The sequence below is a fragment of the Polaribacter sp. genome (genome assembly GCF_965656025.1).
Taxonomy (GTDB): domain Bacteria; phylum Bacteroidota; class Bacteroidia; order Flavobacteriales; family Flavobacteriaceae; genus Polaribacter.
This window is the reverse complement of the sequence record NZ_CBFHJT010000019.1, coordinates 37,195-39,041: the sequence shown is the minus strand read 5'-3', so window position 1 is coordinate 39,041 and position 1,847 is coordinate 37,195. Positions and strand designations below refer to the sequence as shown.

Sequence of the window (1,847 nt, the reverse complement as noted above, 5' to 3'; positions counted from 1 at the left end):
TACGGCACTATTTAAAACAGTTATATCTGTGTTTTGGTAAGCTATTTTTTGTTGATGAATACCAGATTGTATAGACCACTTGTCGTTAATTTTAAAAGCTACTTGTACACCATAAGAAAAGCTATTTTTACCTACTGTAGATTTTGCCAAATTAGCGTCTATTGGAGAACTATCTGAAAAAGAATTTGCATTTAACACAGCAACAACTGTGCTAATAGACCATTTATTTTTAGACGTTTTTTGTTTTTCTTTTAAATTGTCTTTTTTAACATTTTCAACTATTGCAATAAAATCTTTTGATGTTTTTTTTGCTTCTAAAAAATTACTTTTTTTTAGGCTATCTGCTTCTGTTATGTTATTTGTTTTTAAACTTTTGTCATTTTTTTTATTAATATTTACTTCTTTAGCATCGTTTTTAGAAACAATACTTTTTTTACGAATAGCAATTTTGTTTTTTAATTTTATAGTAGTATTTTTTGTATGTTTTTGTTGTTTTTCCTCTTTAGTATCTGCAACATATATAGCATCTTTTTTAGGTGTTTTCTTTAATAAAGTGTCTCTTATAATTTTCTGATTTTCTGTTGCTGGTTCAGAGGGTTTATCAGTAATTATTATTTGGTCGTTGTTTCTCTTATCTGCCTTTGGTGTAGGTTTGTAGAAAAATAAACTGATTAATAATACAGCTGCAGCTGCACCAGAAAACCACCAAAAAGGTATAATTTTACGCTTTTTTTTGTTTAAATTTCGCTCTATACCTTGCCAAACTTTATCACTCGGTTTGGCATTTATATCGTTCAATTTTTCTTTAAATAATTTATCTATATTTTCAGACTCCATTATCTATTTTTTTGCATTTTGTTGATACTTTTGTAGCTCTTTTTTTAAATTCTTTCTTGCTCTAGATAAGTTAGATTTAGAAGTATTTTCAGAAATTTGTAACAAATTAGAAATTTCTTTATGCGTATAATTATCTAGCACATATAAATTAAAAACCAATCGATATCTGTCTGGTAATTTTTGAATAAACTCTAAAAGGATATCTAGATTAAAAACTGTTTTTTCTATAGGTTCTGTATCATCATCTACATTATTTTCTATAATATCTTCTACTAGCTGTAAAGGCACTTTTTCTCTATATTTTTGTAGCGCTGTATTTATGGTAATTCTTTTTAACCATCCTTCAAAAGAGCCTGTACTTTTATATTGTTTTATGTTGGCAAAAATGGTTAAAAAACTATCTTGTAGAGTGTCTTCTGCATCTTGATAGTTTCTAGAATATTTTAAGCAAATAGAAAAAAGCTTATCAGCATATAACTGATAAACTTTAGATTGTGCTGTCAACTTTTGTTGACAGCATTGTTTTATGAGCTTTTCTAGTTTAATGCTACTAATTTACAGGAATTAGAACTTCTTCAAAAATACTTTTTCCATCACTATCTGTGCCTTTGTAAAACTTAAACAAATAGTCATCTCTTTGGCTAACATTTACCACCAAATCAAATTCTTGTTCAACAGGTATTTCATCACAAGTAATATCTAAATCTTTATAGGCTATAACAGCTACAGTTCTACTTGTACCCTCATATTCGTAATAAATATTATCAAAATTATAGCAGTTACTAGGAAATGTATACTTTAAATGAATTGTATCTCTTTGTCCAAGTGTAAAACTTACGGGCGTACTTGCTTCATCTATAGGAATGTATTCATATTCATAGTTAGGTAAATCATCAGTATTTAAACAAGAATTTAAGGTTAAAATAGCTACAAATAGTAATAATAATTTTTTCATAATTTTCCTTTTTTTAATATTTAAGTGTTGCATATCCGTTTTCACAAACTACACT

General features: G+C 27.1%; 3 protein-coding genes. All 3 read right to left on the bottom strand.

Features of this window, described 5'->3' with window-relative positions:
• Window positions 1-837 (bottom strand): hypothetical protein (locus tag ACTG3S_RS05465; RefSeq protein ID WP_439128357.1); only part of this gene is annotated, 837 nt, incomplete at its 3' end.
• A gap of 3 nt (window positions 838-840) precedes the next feature.
• On the bottom strand, window positions 841-1,383 hold the full coding sequence (locus ACTG3S_RS05460) for an RNA polymerase sigma factor (protein WP_439128364.1): 543 nt from the start codon (window positions 1,381-1,383) through the stop codon (window positions 841-843).
• A gap of 4 nt (window positions 1,384-1,387) precedes the next feature.
• Complete coding sequence (locus ACTG3S_RS05455; protein ID WP_439128356.1) at window positions 1,388-1,792, bottom strand: hypothetical protein; 405 nt, start codon at window positions 1,790-1,792, stop codon at window positions 1,388-1,390.
• Window positions 1,793-1,847: the final 55 nt, after the last annotated feature.